General features: G+C 45.4%; 18 protein-coding genes. 16 read left to right on the top strand and 2 right to left on the bottom strand.

The features are described 5' to 3' along the window. Positions 1 to 39: 39 nt before the first annotated feature. The 10 genes from GSO_RS11295 to GSO_RS11245 all read left to right on the top strand — a co-directional run bounded on the left by GSO_RS11295 (position 40) and on the right by GSO_RS11245 (position 10683). Complete coding sequence (locus GSO_RS11295; RefSeq protein ID WP_010492238.1) at positions 40 to 867, top strand: YhfC family intramembrane metalloprotease; 828 nt, start codon at positions 40 to 42, stop codon at positions 865 to 867. 148 nt (positions 868 to 1015) lie between these two features. Next, positions 1016 to 2509: a glutamate--tRNA ligase gene (gene gltX / locus GSO_RS11290; protein ID WP_010492236.1), complete on the top strand. Its 1494-nt coding sequence runs from the start codon at positions 1016 to 1018 to the stop codon at positions 2507 to 2509. A 170-nt stretch (positions 2510 to 2679) separates the two neighbouring features. After that, a complete protein-coding gene (locus tag GSO_RS11285) occupies positions 2680 to 4074 on the top strand; it encodes an FAD-binding oxidoreductase (RefSeq protein WP_010492234.1) in 1395 nt (464 codons plus the stop codon). A gap of 45 nt (positions 4075 to 4119) precedes the next feature. Further along, complete coding sequence (locus GSO_RS11280) at positions 4120 to 4380, top strand: helix-turn-helix domain-containing protein (RefSeq protein ID WP_010492231.1); 261 nt, start codon at positions 4120 to 4122, stop codon at positions 4378 to 4380. Between the two features lie 354 nt (positions 4381 to 4734). After that, a complete protein-coding gene (gene cysS / locus GSO_RS11275; RefSeq protein WP_010492230.1) occupies positions 4735 to 6141 on the top strand; it encodes a cysteine--tRNA ligase in 1407 nt (468 codons plus the stop codon). Next, entirely contained in the window at positions 6138 to 6569 is a 432-nt protein-coding gene (locus GSO_RS11270; protein WP_010492228.1) for a Mini-ribonuclease 3, read from the top strand. Before cysS ends, GSO_RS11270 begins: the two co-directional genes overlap by 4 nt. Then, complete coding sequence (rlmB, locus tag GSO_RS11265) at positions 6538 to 7320, top strand: 23S rRNA (guanosine(2251)-2'-O)-methyltransferase RlmB (protein WP_010492226.1); 783 nt, start codon at positions 6538 to 6540, stop codon at positions 7318 to 7320. The genes GSO_RS11270 and rlmB overlap by 32 nt, the downstream gene beginning before the upstream one ends. Before the next feature lie 2 nt (positions 7321 to 7322). Continuing rightward, entirely contained in the window at positions 7323 to 7862 is a 540-nt protein-coding gene (locus tag GSO_RS11260; protein ID WP_010492225.1) for an NYN domain-containing protein, read from the top strand. A gap of 1340 nt (positions 7863 to 9202) precedes the next feature. After that, a complete protein-coding gene (locus tag GSO_RS11250) occupies positions 9203 to 9799 on the top strand; it encodes a type IV toxin-antitoxin system AbiEi family antitoxin domain-containing protein (protein WP_010492221.1) in 597 nt (198 codons plus the stop codon). After that, complete coding sequence (locus GSO_RS11245) at positions 9799 to 10683, top strand: nucleotidyl transferase AbiEii/AbiGii toxin family protein (protein WP_010492218.1); 885 nt, start codon at positions 9799 to 9801, stop codon at positions 10681 to 10683. The genes GSO_RS11250 and GSO_RS11245 overlap by 1 nt, the downstream gene beginning before the upstream one ends. A 163-nt stretch (positions 10684 to 10846) precedes the next feature. Here GSO_RS11245 and GSO_RS11240 read toward each other — a convergent pair whose 3' ends face one another. Both GSO_RS11240 and GSO_RS11235 read right to left on the bottom strand, forming a co-directional pair. Further along, complete coding sequence (locus GSO_RS11240; RefSeq protein WP_010492216.1) at positions 10847 to 11737, bottom strand: Rgg family transcriptional regulator; 891 nt, start codon at positions 11735 to 11737, stop codon at positions 10847 to 10849. A gap of 147 nt (positions 11738 to 11884) precedes the next feature. Next, positions 11885 to 12139 carry an AbrB/MazE/SpoVT family DNA-binding domain-containing protein gene (locus GSO_RS11235; RefSeq protein WP_010492214.1) on the bottom strand — a complete coding sequence of 85 codons (255 nt, stop codon included), beginning with the start codon at positions 12137 to 12139 and terminating at the stop codon, positions 11885 to 11887. Between the two features lie 481 nt (positions 12140 to 12620). Here GSO_RS11235 and GSO_RS11225 point away from each other — a divergent pair, with 481 nt between their 5' ends. The 6 genes from GSO_RS11225 to GSO_RS11195 all read left to right on the top strand — a co-directional run bounded on the left by GSO_RS11225 (position 12621) and on the right by GSO_RS11195 (position 16078). Further along, entirely contained in the window at positions 12621 to 12818 is a 198-nt protein-coding gene (locus GSO_RS11225) for a ComC/BlpC family leader-containing pheromone/bacteriocin (protein WP_010492210.1), read from the top strand. Between the two features lie 27 nt (positions 12819 to 12845). Then, on the top strand, positions 12846 to 13004 hold the full coding sequence (locus tag GSO_RS11220; RefSeq protein WP_010492208.1) for a hypothetical protein: 159 nt from the start codon (positions 12846 to 12848) through the stop codon (positions 13002 to 13004). Positions 13005 to 13182: 178 nt separating this feature from the next. Beyond that, positions 13183 to 13464: a hypothetical protein gene (locus tag GSO_RS11210; protein ID WP_010492207.1), complete on the top strand. Its 282-nt coding sequence runs from the start codon at positions 13183 to 13185 to the stop codon at positions 13462 to 13464. A 6-nt stretch (positions 13465 to 13470) separates the two neighbouring features. Next, positions 13471 to 13998: a stage II sporulation protein M gene (locus GSO_RS11205; RefSeq protein ID WP_010492205.1), complete on the top strand. Its 528-nt coding sequence runs from the start codon at positions 13471 to 13473 to the stop codon at positions 13996 to 13998. Positions 13999 to 14004: 6 nt separating this feature from the next. Beyond that, the gene (locus tag GSO_RS11200) at positions 14005 to 15507 is read left to right on the top strand and encodes a hypothetical protein (RefSeq protein WP_010492203.1); all 1503 of its coding nucleotides are present in this window, start codon (positions 14005 to 14007) and stop codon (positions 15505 to 15507) included. Further along, on the top strand, positions 15476 to 16078 hold the full coding sequence (locus tag GSO_RS11195) for an ATP-binding cassette domain-containing protein (RefSeq protein ID WP_010492201.1): 603 nt from the start codon (positions 15476 to 15478) through the stop codon (positions 16076 to 16078). Before GSO_RS11200 ends, GSO_RS11195 begins: the two co-directional genes overlap by 32 nt. Positions 16079 to 16156: the final 78 nt, after the last annotated feature.

Genomic DNA, 16156 nt, shown 5'->3' with positions numbered 1-16156 from the left:
CAGATCGTTTTCTGAACAATCGAATGTGAGGTCGCGCGTATGTCAAAAATTGTGAACAGCACTGTCAGTCAAGCAGCCATCGTGATGATGGTCATCGAGATCATTATTTGTTTGGTTTTGCCGGTGGCTTTAGCCGTGTGGATCATTCAACGGCGAAGTCATCCGAAAAAAGGAGCAACGCCAGTGTTCTTTATCGGTATGGCCATTTTCATTCTTTTTGCCGGCATTCTAGAAGGACCGTTTCGCGGCATTGCCCGGCAATTCCAGCATACACCGTGGCTTTACGCACTTTATGGCGCACTGCTGGCAGGCGTTTTTGAAGAAGTCGGTCGCTGGTTCGGGTTCAAATGGATTCAGCGGCGGATCCCGCAAAAAGCCAAGACGCCGGAAACCCCGTTTTTGTATGGTTTAGGTCATGGCGGCCTTGAAATGATGCTGGGTGGGGGCTTGGCAATGTTCAGTAATGTGCTTTTTGCAACGACCATCAACAGTGGCGCGTTGGCTAAATTAATGACCAAAACTCCGGCAAGCGCGCGTTCTGGCATTATCACCGCGGTGAAGCAGTTGACTGGGATGAGCGGCTGGACGGTGTCACTAAGCTTGCTTGAACGACTGTTAGCCTTGACCATTCAGATTGCCCTTTCGCTGGTTGTTTGGTTGATTGTGGTCAACCGCAAGCAGTGGTTTTGGATGTTACTGCCGGTTGGGTTGCATGCTTTTATTGATTTTCCGGCTGGATTGAGTCAGGCAGGAGCTTTGAGCCTCACTGTGACAGAGCTGCTGTTAGTGGCACAAACAGTGATCGTTGTGGCGTTCGTTTACTGGCTCTGGCGGCGAGAAAAACCGCGCAGCACTGTCAGCGCATAATGTTTCAGTAAACAGATTGTTTCATTAAAGGGATGGCACTTTTCCCGTCGAAACGAAAAACCTGATGACCTTGAGGCGTTGCCGTCCATCGCTTGCCCTTCTGTGGTACACTAGCATTGCATGTTTACAGAAAATGGAGGCTAAGACATTGGCAGATCGACCAATTCGGGTGCGTTATGCACCAAGTCCGACCGGGCATTTGCATATTGGCAATGCACGGACGGCACTGTTCAATTATTTGTTCGCACGGCACAACAAGGGAACGTTGGTGCTGCGGATTGAAGATACCGATACAAAGCGGAACGTTGCAGATGGCGAGAAAAGTCAGATGGAGAATCTCCACTGGCTCGGGATTGATTGGGATGAAGGTCCTGACAAAGGTGGGGATTTTGGCCCTTACCGCCAGTCTGAGCGTAAAGACATTTATGACAAGCTGATCAAGCAACTTGTCGATAAGGGCTTTGCTTATGAATCTTATCGGACCGAAGAGGAACTGAAAGCCGATCGCGAAGCCCAAAAAGCCCGTCATGAAATGCCGCATTATGAATATGAATATGAAGGCATGAGTGAAGCCGAAAAGGCAGAAGCCATTGCTGCGGCAAAAGCCAAGGGGTTACAGCCGGTTATCCGATTCCACATTCCGACTGATAAGACTTACGAATGGGATGACATTGTCAAAGGCAAGATTTCGATTGATGCCAACACGCTTGGCGGCGATTTTGTCATTCAGAAGCGCGACGGCATGCCGACGTATAACTTTGCGGTGGTGGTCGACGATCATCTCATGGAAATCAGTCATGTGTTGCGCGGCGATGACCACATTGCCAACACGCCTAAGCAGCTGGCGATTTATGACGCTTTTGGCTGGGAACCACCGATTTTTGGCCATATGACCTTGATCATCAACGGTGCAACCGGCAAAAAGCTGTCCAAACGTGATGAAACCGTCTTGCAGTTTATCGAACAATATCGTGAACTCGGCTACTTGCCAGAAGCGATGTTTAACTTCATCACCCTGTTAGGCTGGTCACCGGTTGGCGAAGATGAGATTTTCACCAAGAAGGAATTCATCAAGCAGTTCGATCCGAAGCGTTTATCCAAGAGTCCGGCACGCTTCGACCAGAAGAAGCTGGAATGGGTTAACAACCAGTATATTAAAGCTAAGCAAAAGACGAACCCGAACGAGCTGATGAGCATGTCGTTGGCAAACCTGATTGAAGATGGCCTGATTCATAGTGATCCGGATCCGAAAACCATCGAGTGGGCCCGTCATCTGATCAGCCTGTACACCGATCAGATGAGTTACACCGCGCAGATTAGCAAACTTGCCGATATTTTCTTCGACAAGGCAACCGATCTGACGGATGACGAGCGCAAGGAGCTGGCTGACGACAATGCCAAGCCGGTTATCGAAGCGTTCGCTAAAAAGATTCGAGCACTGGACACTTTCGACGCGTATTCCGTTGGCCGCATTGTCAACGAAGTCAAGCAAGAAACCCAGGTTAAGGGCCGCAAGTTGTACATGCCGATCCGCATTGCCGCAACGCTACGGATGCATGGCCCGCAACTGGCTGAAACGATTGAGCTCATGGGGCGCGATCAGGTGTTGAAGAACGTTGATTTAGTCACATCGCAACTTTAAACAGTAACAAAAATCCGCGCAATGTCGCGGATTTTTGTATGCCGGCGCAATGGAGGATGTCAGATCGCGTTTTCCAGACTAAATCAACCCAGCCTTTTGAAAATAGGTTCATAATGAGGATAAGGATTTTTATAATGAACCCAGCAATCAAAGCAATGGAGGTCTGGATAATGGCAATTTTTACTGCTTATGACAACGCGGAGATCCTTGCAGTTTTACGTGCCGCCGCACCGCACGCGGAGATTCATACAGATGATCAGGTTGCGCGCAAACATAGCGCCAATGGCAATGCTCAGCTGGAGATTGATGGCAGAATTTTGGCTTATGTGGCAGTTGGCGATGTTGCGGATATTCAAGGTGTTTTGAAAGTGGCGCGGCAATATCACATTCCGGTCGTTCCTCAAGGCGCGGATACCAGTACCGTCATCGGGGCGGATGGCCTCAATGGCAGCATTATCCTCTCAACGGTGCGGATGAAACGGATTAAGGAAATCAGTAAGGGCGACTTGTTGGCGGTTGTGGAGCCGGGCGTGATTAACGGTGATTTGGATAAAGAAGCCCGCAAGCAAGGCTTGTTCTATGCGCCTGATCCGGGTTCTAAGCCGATTTCCAGTATTGGCGGTAACGCAGCGACGAATGCCGGTGGGATGAGTACGGTCAAGTACGGCGCAACAACGGACAATGTGCTTGGTTTGAAAGTCGTGCTCGCTGATGGTAGGGAAATCAAACTCGGCGGCCGCACTTATAAGCATGCCTTTAGCTATGACTTGACCCATCTTTTCGTGGGATCTGAAGGCACATTGGGTATTATTACGGAAATCACCGTTAAGTTGAACCCAATTCCGATCGGGACGCCTGTAGTCGGGGTGGCCTATTTTGATAACATGACGGCCTTGGCCAAAGGGGTCGAGGATTTGCGGTTGTCGGGAATTTATCCGGTGACCCTCGAAGCATTGGACGGATTGACCGTTGCGGCATTGGATCGGTATGAAGGCACGCACTATGCAGAAGGTGCCGAGGCAATGCTAATTTTCCGGCTGGATGCAGGCGGTGAAGCCAGTCTGAAAATGGCGGAACAGATTTTAACGGCTGATCACGCCAAGAATATCAAGGTAACCAGCGATCCTGATGAAGCAGGTGCCATCATCAAATTGCGGCAGGACATGTTGCCGGCGGTTTTCGCGAATGGCCAGCACATTATGGAAGATATGGCCGTGCCGTTATCCAAGCTGCCGGAGATGATGGACTACATTGCCGAGGTTGCCAAAGACTTGAATGTTGAAATTTACACCGCCGGCCATGCGGGTGACGGCAACGTGCACCCAACGGTTATCTGGCCAGCTGACCAGACGGAACCGCCAAAAGAAGCGCTCCAAGCCATCCGCATGATGTTCCGCAAAGCACTGGCATTGGGCGGCACAATTTCCGGCGAGCACGCTGTGGGGATGAGCAAGAATCAGTGGAACAATGAGGAACTCGGCTTTGATGTTGATGAAATTCAGCATCAGATCAAGGATTTGTTTGATCCGCTGAATATCTTGAATCCGAAGCGGAAGATTGATTAACGGTTAAAAAATTGAGATGATGGGTTAAAAAGAAGGGGCAGTTCTGTGTCCACTTGGAATGAAGTTAAGGGTAAAATTGATTCTATTCCTGACGAAGCATTAACCATCATCGATGCACTGACTGAACTTGAAGCGGAACGGATTCGCCGTGGGATCTCACAAAAGCAATTCGCTGAAACAATTGGCATGAAGCAGCCGCAGCTTGCAAAGATTGAGCGTTTGGACTCTGTTCCGTCGCTGATGACATTGTCACGGTATGCTAAGGGACTGGGAAAAGAAATTCGTTTATCGATCGTGACGCGTTAACAACGAGTAGAAATTTTGGGCTTCCTTGCTGGTATGTAAGGGAGCTTTTTTGGTTCTATGCAGCGATTAAACTGGGGTCGGAAGTCGGCGGGTAAGAACCTTAGCGTGATGGTCAAAGTTGGGTATTTGCGAAGTTGAAGTAATAAAGATTGGGGGCAATCCGGTTCCGAAACGCGATCGCTGGCGCAGAAGTCTGCGTGTAAGGACCTTGGTCGCAATGGCCAAAGCCCGGCCATCACGCCTAAAGCCACTTACACTCCGACTTCTAAACGCGCCAGCTCACGCTCTTTCCTTTATAATCCTCCCATTTTCCTGTAGAATGCAGGTAAGACGCTACAGGAAGGAAATGAGCCGATGTTAACGTTATATAATACGATGTCCCGGCAAAAAGAGCCGTTCACGCCACTGCACCCTGGAGAAATCCGGATGTATGTCTGCGGACCGACTGTCTATAATTATATCCACATCGGTAATGCGCGCAGTGCGATCGCGTTTGATACGATTCGCCGCTATTTTGAATACCGCGGTTATCATGTCACTTATGTCTCGAATTTCACGGATGTTGACGATAAAATTATCAATGCCGCGCATGAAACCGGCGAAGCACCGCTTGATTTGGCGCAGCGGTTTATTGATGCCTTCATGGAAGACACCACGGCGCTGGGAATCGAACCGGCGACTGCCCATCCACGCGCGAGTCAAATGATTCCGGACATTATTGATTTTGTCCAGGATCTGGTCGCAAAAGGCTATGCTTACGCCGTCGACGGGGACGTGTATTATCGGGCGCGCAAGTTCAAACATTATGGCGAGTTAAGCCATCAAAATGTCGACGAACTCGAAGAAGGCGCCAGTCAGCACATCACGCAAGAAGAGCTGGCTAAAAAAGAAGATCCGATAGATTTTGCATTGTGGAAGGCCGCCAAGCCCGGCGAAATCAGCTGGGACTCTCCTTGGGGCAAGGGTCGACCGGGATGGCACATCGAATGCTCGGTCATGAGCACCCAACTTCTCGGCGATACGTTTGACATTCACGGTGGCGGCCAGGATCTTGAGTTCCCGCATCACGAAAATGAAATCGCCCAGAGTGAATCCAAAACCGGCAAGCAGTTCGTCCGCTATTGGATGCATAATGGCTTTGTAACCATTGGCGAAGATGACGAAAAAATGAGCAAGTCGCTTGGCAACTTCATTACGGTTCATGACATTTTGAAAACGGTCGATCCGCAAGTTCTGCGGTTCTTCATGGCCGGTACTCAATATCGGATGCCAATCCGTTACTCCGATGCCAACCTCAAGAACGCAGCGAACAGCCTTAATCGTCTAAAAATCGCCCGTGAAAATCTGGTTTATCGCCGCGACAATGCTGTCCCAGGCGTCGATCCCAAGATCACCGAACAACTGCAAACGTTGAAAGACCAATTTATCACCGCCATGGATGATGATGTAAACGTCCAAAACGGGTTGACCGTCCTTTTTGACTTGGCTAAATTGCTGAACGAATACGCCAATGAAGATACGGTTAAACGTGAAAGTCTTGACGACTTACTAAATCTCTATGATGCGTGGCTGCAGATTTTCGGCGTGGTTTTTGCCGATCAGACCAATCTCGATGCCGATATTGATGCGTTAGTGAAAGCGCGCGATGTTGCCCGGGCAGCGAAAGACTTTGCCAAGAGTGACCAGATTCGTGATCAGCTGGCAGCGCAAGGCATTATTTTGGAAGACACTCCTCAAGGAACGCGGTGGCGCAGAAAATGACATTTGATCCAAAACAATTGAACGGTATCGCATTAGCCTATATGGGTGATGCGGTGTATGAGGTCTACGTTCGGGAACATCTCCTCAAACGCGGCTTGGTGCGCCCGGCTGCCTTACAGCGCGCCGCCAAAGATTTTGTTTCTGCCAAAGCGCAGGCGGCCTTAATCGCGGGGATGGAAGACGAGCACTTGCTTGACGACGAAGAGGTCGCGGTTTTCAAACATGGGCGTAATGCCAAAAGTTACACGCATGCCAAGAATACCGATGTCGTCACTTATCGCGTTTCGACCGGCTTTGAGGCCTTGTTTGGCTATCTGCATCTCGAAAAGCACGACAAGCGAGTTGCCGAATTAGCCGCATGGTGTATTCAATACGTTGAAGAAGGGAAGACGGGTCATGGCAAAACAGCCGCAAGCAGCACCAAATGAACACGATCCAGATGAGTTTGTCTTTGGCCGCCATGCCGTTGAAGCCGCACTCAAAGCCGGCACCGCCGCAACTATTAACAAACTTTTTGTTCAAACCGATCTAAAAAGCGAGCCGATTCAACATTTAATCGGCATCGCGCAAAAAAAGAAAATTCTGGTCGCTACCGCACCGAAGCAAAAACTCGATCTCATGAGTGACCATGGCAATCATCAAGGCGTTTTACTGGCAATGACGCCCTATGCCTACGCAAGTGTGGATGATCTTTTTCAACATGCAGCAGATAAAGGCGAAGATCCGTTCTTCTTGTTGTTGGACAACTTAGAAGATCCGCACAATCTAGGCTCGATTCTGCGAACTGCCGATGCTAGCGGTGTGCATGGCATTATCATTCCCAAGCATCGCGCCGTGGGTCTCACCAGTGCGGTCGCCAAAGTCAGCACCGGTGCGATCGAATACGTTCCGGTTGCCCGCGTCACCAATCTGGCGCAAACCATCAAACAGTTAAAAGACCGCGGTATGTGGGTCTTTGGCACCGCGATGGACGGTCAGGATTATCGCCAGTGGGATGCAAAAGGTAGTACGGCGCTCGTGATTGGCAACGAAGGCAAAGGAATTTCGCCTGGAATTGCCAAACTCATGGACGCCACGATTGCCATTCCAATGGTCGGCCACGTGCAAAGCTTAAATGCCAGTGTTGCGGCGGGTATCTTGATGTATCAAGCATTTGCCAGCCGCCACGAGGGCAAATAACCATGCGCGAACACATTTTGATTGTCGACGGCTATAACGTCATTGGAAACTGGCCGGAGCTGGCCAAATTGAAAGCGGAAGATCACTTCGATGTTGCCCGCGATCGGCTGCTGGACATCCTGGCAGAATACCGCAGCCACGAAAACGCCAAAATTATTGTTGTCTTCGATGCCATGTATGTACCTGGTATCGGCAAAAGCTATGCGAAGTGGGATCTGCAAGTGGTCTTCACTAAAGAAGACGAAACTGCGGATAGTTACATCGAACGGTTAGCCCAGGAAATGAACTCGCCCCTCGTACAACTCGTGGTTGTGACCAGCGATCAGGCAGAACAGTGGACCGTGTTCTCCCGCGGGGCGCTCCGCATCAGTTCCCGCGATTTCCTCAAAGAGGTTCAGCGGTCTGATCGCGAATTCAACCATGATACAGCCAACTATGCCGCCCACCTCGCCCGCCGCAATAGTCCATGGAATAATGATCAGTTATTTCTACTGGATAAAATGCGGCGGCATTTGGAACGGCGGCCGAAGCCGAAGGAGTAAGATATTTTGGCTGCCGGCACTAGATTTATTTTGGAATGAGAAATTCATATTAAAGAGTGGAGAAACTTTGAAGCGTTCTAGATTGCTGTACCAGTATTCGCTTATCTCGTTATGAAACCTGCCAGCTCTGATCGAGCATTTGGCAGGTTTTTTTTGCGGTCGAAATTAGTAGCTGATATGATCGTTGACAAAAAAGAGGTAGAGAATAATCTACCTGCAGCTATTTTCGTGATATTAGGTGTAAGTTGGATATATGATGTCGAAAGGAGAAGGACATAAATTCATGTTCATAGACTAGTAGAGAAGGGTGTCCTCATATTGTTAGTTGGTATGTTAACAATGCTTTATTCATTTATTTCGTTAATCGCCATTCTATTGATACTAGTCATGCGGCGCTTTAAATACCCAAAGACAGTTCTGAAGATTTATATACCGATATCTGTAGCTTTTTTCATTTTCAGAATTCTGTATATCTCTCAGGGATGTCTAAGCGCAATTTTGCTTGATTTGACGATATCATTTTTGACTGTGCGTGGCTACAAAACAATACATGAGAGAAATCAATAAGCGAGGTGAGCAATATGATGATGGCAGTTGTCTGTATACTGATTATCATGTTGGCGTGGATTATTGGCAAAGTATATCATGATACTTTGGTTATCAAATGGCTAAGGAAACACCGCGGTCCGCTAACAATAGTTGCAACTTTGTTAGTCATATTTAGTCAAAGCCGTGATCTCCGCTATACGGTATTCATGATGTGGACTATTCTCGTGCTCCTGATGGGTATTGTGATGACAGTTTACGACTTTCAGAAACGACGAGCGGCTTTAAAATGATTTCGTAGCCCAACGAGCCTTAAAATGGTTCCAGAAACAGATCTTACTGGAAAAACAACCTTTTTCAAGCAATCTGCTATAAAAAGCTCGAAAAATAGTTTTGGGTCAAGTAGTGTGGAAGAACATATTCATCATTTTGGGCGGCTCTCCTCCTGAGAGCCGTCTTTGTTATGCTTTGCCACGATCTGACAGATGCGTTTGAGAAAGGTAGCTTAATGCCGAAGAAAGAACATTTTAAGGACTTAATCGGCCAACTAATATCTTGAGTTGTTGGAAAGTGGGTCGTGAAAGCCTCCGCCAACTAGCAATACCTGGGTTTGATATTTCTTGAGTGGTCACCATAGCGATATCTATGTGGAGTGAGCATGGAATGTGATAGCGGTCGACAATGCTTACCAGATTTTGATACGGTTTAGGCTGAAAAGTTGATATGTTGCTATATACAACATATAATGCACTTAAAGGCGTAGTTACAAACAGACCTTAAAGCGGAGGAATTTCATGGGCAAAAACAAAGGACTTGATTCGTTACTGGCTGACTATCACACCTTTATTAGCGGAACCGCGACTCAGTACGGTGTTTCTTCTTCAATGTTAACTAACGCTATTAGAGAGGGACGAATTTCACGCGAAGCACGTGGCGTCTATGTCGAAAATGGCTATACATGGGACGACTTTGCAATTCTCTCGCAACGTTACAGCAGAGGTGTGTTTGCCCTTGATACTGCTTTATTCTTATATGGGCTAACTGACCAGATCCCAGACCGGTTTATTATGGCCTTTCCGCGTGGGTATCGTAATCCTCGGTTATCAGAGCACTGGATTGTGCCAATTTATTATGTGCCTAGTCGATACTCTCCAGGCATTACCACAGTAGAAACGCCCAATATGAACTTTGTACGAACCTATTCAGTTGAACGAACTTTATTAGATGTATGGGAACGGCCTGATGTTGCTCCTTACACTCGGAATGAAGCATTCAAGAACTACTTTGATGAGTATGGACAAAACAATGCGTCGTTTGAGCGCCTTTTAAAGCTTAAAGAGCAACTGTATCCACACAGCGACTTAACAAAACTTTTAGAGGTACTTGTCTAATGAATCCTTATGCCAATCTTTCGCCGCACAAAATTGCTAATCGAATTAATAAAGCAGCTGACTCTCTTGGCGTCCCGCGACAAAATATGCAGCTGCTTTTCAGATTGCAAGAATTATTACGGCAAATTTCCGAATCGGATTACCAAGATAACTTCATCTTCAAAGGCGGGTTTGAAATAGCCATGATTGTTGGCGCGTCAAGACGAACTACGATAGATCTTGATATGACAATGAATAACCAAGAATTAAATCCGGACAATCTCAAAAAAGTGTTGACGACTATTTTTGATCATGCGCAAAGCCCTATTCATTTCACCGTGACACGTATTAAATCAGAAATGAATGAGCATGAATATCCTGGTTTCCGTGTCGGCGTTCTCGGTACTATGGGGAAAACACACTCTAAATTAAACATTGATGTATCAACGGGAGATGTGGTATATCCCAAACCTATAAGACTGACACATACGAATTTTATTGATTCTACCGACAAAATTTTGATGAACGCCTTTCCACAAGAACAAATTATGGCCGACAAGTTGGTAACCATTTATCAAAAAGGCATTAGAAATACTCGAGCAAAAGACTTTTATGATATTTGGGTGCTCAGCCTGACAACATTAGCAGACTTGAATCACCACACACTGGTTGAGGCGTTTTTTAAAACGGCAAAAGCAAAAGGAATCACTGACATTAGTCTGAAGCAGGGTAAAGAAATCATTGAACAGTTAAAAGCCAGACCTGACATGGTGCGTTCTTGGCAAGACTACCAAGAAACTAAGGAATTTGCGCGTGGTATTGAATTGAATCAGGCTTTAGACAATGCAAGCGAACAGCTAAAAAACATTTTTGATGATAACACTCCTAATTCAATTCACAAGTAAATTGGGCTGAAAAGACATGCATGGATTCAAAGGCAATATGGTCTTTAAAGTTAATCGGTACAACCCGTTTACTAAAAAGCTCCAAATTCGGAGCTTTTTTGCATGCAAAGACAAATCACGCCAAAGAAAATGAGATAGTTCCGGTACTTATTCTGACAAGGTCTTACCCACGCTCCAAATCAAGCGACTCCGGATCAATATGCAACGACTCTAACCAGTTGATATTCACAGCATACAAAGTCGGATCAATAATCTTCGTTCCCTTTAGCAGCAACGACAGCTCCTCGCGCGCCTGCTTGGCACCCTTGTTGGATAAGATGGCGGTAGCTAGGCGGACGAATGCGATGTGGTGGCGCATGTAAAGAACGTTGGCTTTGAGCTTGTCCATATTGACCAGATTCAACATGGACAACGCTTCTTGGTAATCACCGCGCTGAAGGTATTTGGTCGATAGATTATAGAACGCACCGAAGAATAGCTCATCGTAACTACTCAGATGAAAGGTGTCATACTGACGAATCATTTGCTGCACAAGGCGGTCATTAACCCTCTTTGACAAGGAAAAGCAGACATTCGAGTAGACATAGTATTCAAAGAAAAACCAAGGGCCGGCCTTCAGCAAATAATCTTGCAGGTAGTCTTCTTCTTCGTTGGAGAAAACTGGCTGCTGATGTTTCAAGTCAGATAGAAAGCTTTTTATGACCAGTTTCAGCAGATACCTGGGAGGATTATCCTTTTTTGCATTGGCGTACCTGTCTGCGAGTTGCGTCAGCGTGGCTGTGTCCATCTGCTGATAGGCGTTGCTGATCTTAATGCTTAACGCGCGCAAACGGTTGTTGGTGTGATCAATCAGCTCAAAGAATTCTTGCGGCATGGTGTATGTCGGCTTCAGGATGGTCATAAGATTGGTCATCCGGATATCCGAACCGTTATTTTCAAAATGGGAAACCGCTGTTTTATGCAGATTGCCGTGGACCTGACGGATAGTTAAGCCGCGCCGGTTGCGAATGGTGCGAAAAAGTTCACCAGCATCATCATATGTATCATCAGTCATCATGGTCACTTCCTTTAATTTGAGCATACGCTAATTGCGATGGAATGAATAATTTTAAGCAAGTGGGGTTTCACTAGGCGTTGATGCTGGTCTGCTTGGGTAGGTGCATTGATTACGGTGATTTCGTCCTGCGTCAAAGATGTCATGCTACTTGTTCTTCAAGTAGTCCAGGCCGATTCTGTACTGCTTTTGTAAGCGCCGAATTGTCTTGATCAATTTTTCTTCGTTGGCTCCATCCTTTTCATGAACGACACGCACGGATAAATCACCATCCGGCTGCACACTGAATTCTAGTTGAGTGTTTTTCTTGATGCCACTAAGCCGACGTATCTCTGAAGGAATTGTGACTTGTCCCTTGCTAGACATGGTTGCGCGAAAAGAATTCCGTTTTGATTCTCGCATATCCATTTTCCTCCTTAGTTCCTTACACATAAAAGCCTATCACATTGTCATGAAAAACCGATGTTGTACAATACCTTTGCAATAGTTACTGCGATTTTTTCATAGCAGTCTGACGCTCACAACGCAAATTCAACCACAGCATGGCTGATTAAGCTCCAAGTCTGTGTGGTACAACAGCCCATCGAACAATGATCATCAAGATTCGGCGACGACGTAACTTAACATTAGATGATGTTCGGGTTAATGCTCTTGAAGCGACTGAAGCTGATGCAGTCAAAATTTATCGTAACAAAATCGCCTTTTTTCGTCGTGTTTTGCCTTTTTTCCCCAAAACCACTACGAAAAGTGCCAAATTACCAACGTTTAAATTTAATTGACCACGCGGACTTGAACTCATCGTATATTGTGTTTAGGGAAGCTAGCACCCTAAAAGTTTAAATATATCGGCTACGAATGAGTCGAAGAAAACGGAGGTAGCGCCATGCAACAATTCGTGACATTGGATGATAGTCACTTGGAACGGATCAGTGGTGGCAGCACTGATAATTTTTGGACCTACATTGGTATGGGACTCGGAGCGATTGCACGAAGCTGGGCTCAAGGTGGTTTTTTGGCACCCGCAATGAGCCTTAGCATTGATGTTCTCAACGAGCTCAAACGAAAAGAAAACTTGCCATAGGATGAGTCAAAAGAAAGGATGAGCGTCATGACCAATTTAAAAGATTCCGAACTTTGCCAGATTACAGGTGGCTTCTTACCGTTCGCAATTCCGGTAGCAACGATTCTAGGCATTCTGGCGACAGATGCATTTAATCATGCTGACCAGCTGATTGATGGGTTTAAACAAGGCTGGCAGAGGCCGTAATAAACCTATGATGGCGTGCCATTCACAAGAGGCAGGGTGAAAGCTGTCAAAGATGTTTAACAGCTTTGGCGGTGAGACCATGGTCTATCAGACTTCCGTGACTTTACTGCCATTGTTCCGATTGAAGGCTACTATCTCGATTTACAAAGGTCCGGTCTAAACATAAAAGGAGAAAAATATGAGTCATATGGTTTTGCGTCATCGCAAAGCCGCGATTGTCTTGACAGTGGCTGCGTTTGCTATCGTGCTTGTGGTTGCAGTTAGGTCCAACGCAATTGTCGCTGATATTGCTGCAGCAGTTCCTTTGAGTCGAGAGACTAGGAAGACTATTGAAATGTTTTTGGATGCTGGTATGGGTGCAGCAGCGATTATTACGTTATTGGGTGGCGGTGGCCTAATCGCGTATATTGTGCGGCAAGCGTTTAAAAGTGGGGGCAAGAAGTTAATTCTTGCAGCTTAATTAGTTGTGAAAAAGTCCAAAGTGTTTCTGATAAAGAAAACGGCAATTTTGTGTCCGCTTTCTTTATTTATATTCACCGCAATTACTATTTCAATTGCAATCAGCCTTTTTCTATCATCATATCACTTCCCTCAAAACTTGCCTGTTGATTTGAAAAGTCAGGTTATTGAATTTAGCTTTTTTAAAATCCTAGTAAAAAATATTTTTGTTTCATTCTTATTAATAAGTGGGTTCTTCTTGTATAAAGTATCGACAGTGATTGTATTGTTAGCAAACGCAGTGTCCATTTCCTTCGTGCTAACGCTGAATATCTATACAACTGGTGAAGTCTGGTACTTTCTCGGTCTGATAAGTATTCACGGATTAGTTGAACTTAGTGCGCTAATGATTGCGGCAAATATAGGATTTCAGCGAATTAATCTCAAGATTCGCACACAGAGGTTGGCATTTAGAAATACAATAGTGCTCATACTGATATTACTCATTATTTCAGCCAGCTTGGAAACGTTTGTAACACCCTTGTTTTGGAGATGACGTAAAATGATTGAGGTATTGGCGGTTTCGTTAAAAAGAGGTCTTTCTGGCGTTCCTTTTGTTGATACACTCTCCGCTAGAAAGACAGTTTGGCTTTGGGGAATGATCAACTTATCCGGCTTGGCCGCTTCAATAATTATTCTTAGAGAAATTTTGATATCAGGAGTCCTTCTTGACGATATCAAGAAAATTATGATGGTGTGGTCTGGGTTCACTTTAAATGTTCCTGAAGTACTTGGAATTCTTGTCGCGGCCAATGCCGTCATTTATTATCAGGATTTAAAGTCACTTTGTCTTATGTCTTTGAATCAACCAATAATAAGATTCGGAGTGCGTTCGGGCATTTCCTCAAGTTTGTTGAAGGCTGCATTTTGCATAAGAGCAATCATCTCCATGACGCGAATACCCTTTTTGCTCTTTCTTATAACGCTGACGATAGAAAATCTCCGCGGCGTTCGTTGGCTTTCTTGCAGTCTTTTTCTGGCGACACTGGGCATTGCACTCATTACTTTTATGCACTTTTCATTGGAGAAGTGGCTGAGGAACGAGCTTGTAAAGAATGTACTCGTACTTATTTTTGCATTTGTATTCACAGCAAGTGTGGGGAAAAGTTTATGCGCCGAGTTTATAAGAATTTTTTTAAACGAAAACATTTTAACTGCTGCATCCTTTTTCAGTTTTGAACCGCAGTACGTGCTATTTTTGGTATTGATTTTGATAGTCTTTTTTGGACTTTACAAATATCGTAAGCCAATCAGTTTCAGGTGGTCTTACATGAAGGATCCAGTGAAAAGTGCCATTTTCTTAGCGATCAAAGATACTGGACAGATTGGCACATGGTTTTACTTTATCAGCAGTAGTGGGCTTGCACTTCTAATGAGCAGCGTAGATGAAAGATACTCGTTGTTGGTCGTGTTTGTCACAATTTATTACAGCACCATGGTTCTGTATCAGGCGATTATTAATAATCTTCCGGGTTATTTTGAAATAAATGTTCATAAACAAATATTTATTTGGAATAATCACTTAGAGATGCTTGTACGTCGGTGTCTATGCTGCTTTCTGGTGTACCTCACCGTTAAATTAATGCCCTTAGTCTTTTTGATCCTACTTTTCAGCTGGATTAAAGGACTTTCATTTTTGGAAGTGGGATTACAAATTCTGGCCACGCTTAGCATCTCTTACTTAATGGCAGTGGTTTATCAATTGACGGGTTTACTGGGATATACGAGAAATCATGATACCAATGCTTTTGAAATTAGAGAGCAGCTTCGTGTAAAATCTTTCAGAACGATTATTGAGGGTATCTCTTTGGCTTTTGTTGCGCCGTGTAGTGCTTTGCCGTTGACGCTACTTGTTGTCGACAGAATCAATATACAACTATTCATCATTTTGGAAACTGCAATGACGCTCACTGCAACGCTGAGTGTCTTAGTTCTGCTAACAGTGGTCTCATTATGTATAAAGAGGGGAAGATATGGGCAATCAGGTTCGGGTAAAGAACGTTAGCTTTTCTTACGATGATGATGTACTATTTCGAGACCTTTCTTTGCATTTTTCTTCGGGAAGCATCTATAGAATCATGGGGTCGAATGGGGTTGGAAAGACAACGCTCCTTAAGTTGCTCGCATTTGAACTATTACCGAACGAAGGGGTAATCGACACTGATTTAACGCGAGAAGAGATCGTTTATCTTCATGACGGGAATATACTGGATCCCAACTTAAGCGCCAAGGAACATGTGGATTTTTTGATTTCCTTTGATAAAATCAATCGACAAAGGCTGGCAAAATTGCCGTATTTACTGGAAAAGATGAAACTTGGAGCATATTACAACGAACTAACGTCGGCGCTGTCGCTAGGCACAGTCATGAAATTAACATTTCTCTTGTTTTGGCTTCAAGAACCCAAAATGTTGATGCTTGACGAGTTCTTTTCTGGAATTGATACGAGTGGCATGCGATGTATTGTAGACCTGATAAATGAAATGGCTACAGAAGGCACGATTATTCTTTTCGTTACCCATGTTGACCAGAATGCTGATTTATTGGCTTATCGTTCAGTGCAAATATGCAAGTAAAGGTCGAGTGATAAGTTGATTGTGTTCCACTTGGGTAATCGCATTAGGGGTGGTAAGTATCACAAAAAAGAGTAAGAC

Source organism: Lacticaseibacillus zeae DSM 20178 = KCTC 3804 (genome assembly GCF_000260435.1).
Lineage (GTDB): Bacteria > Bacillota > Bacilli > Lactobacillales > Lactobacillaceae > Lacticaseibacillus > Lacticaseibacillus zeae.
The sequence above is the reverse complement of the archived record's forward strand: the minus strand, read 5'-3'. Positions and strand labels throughout refer to the sequence as shown.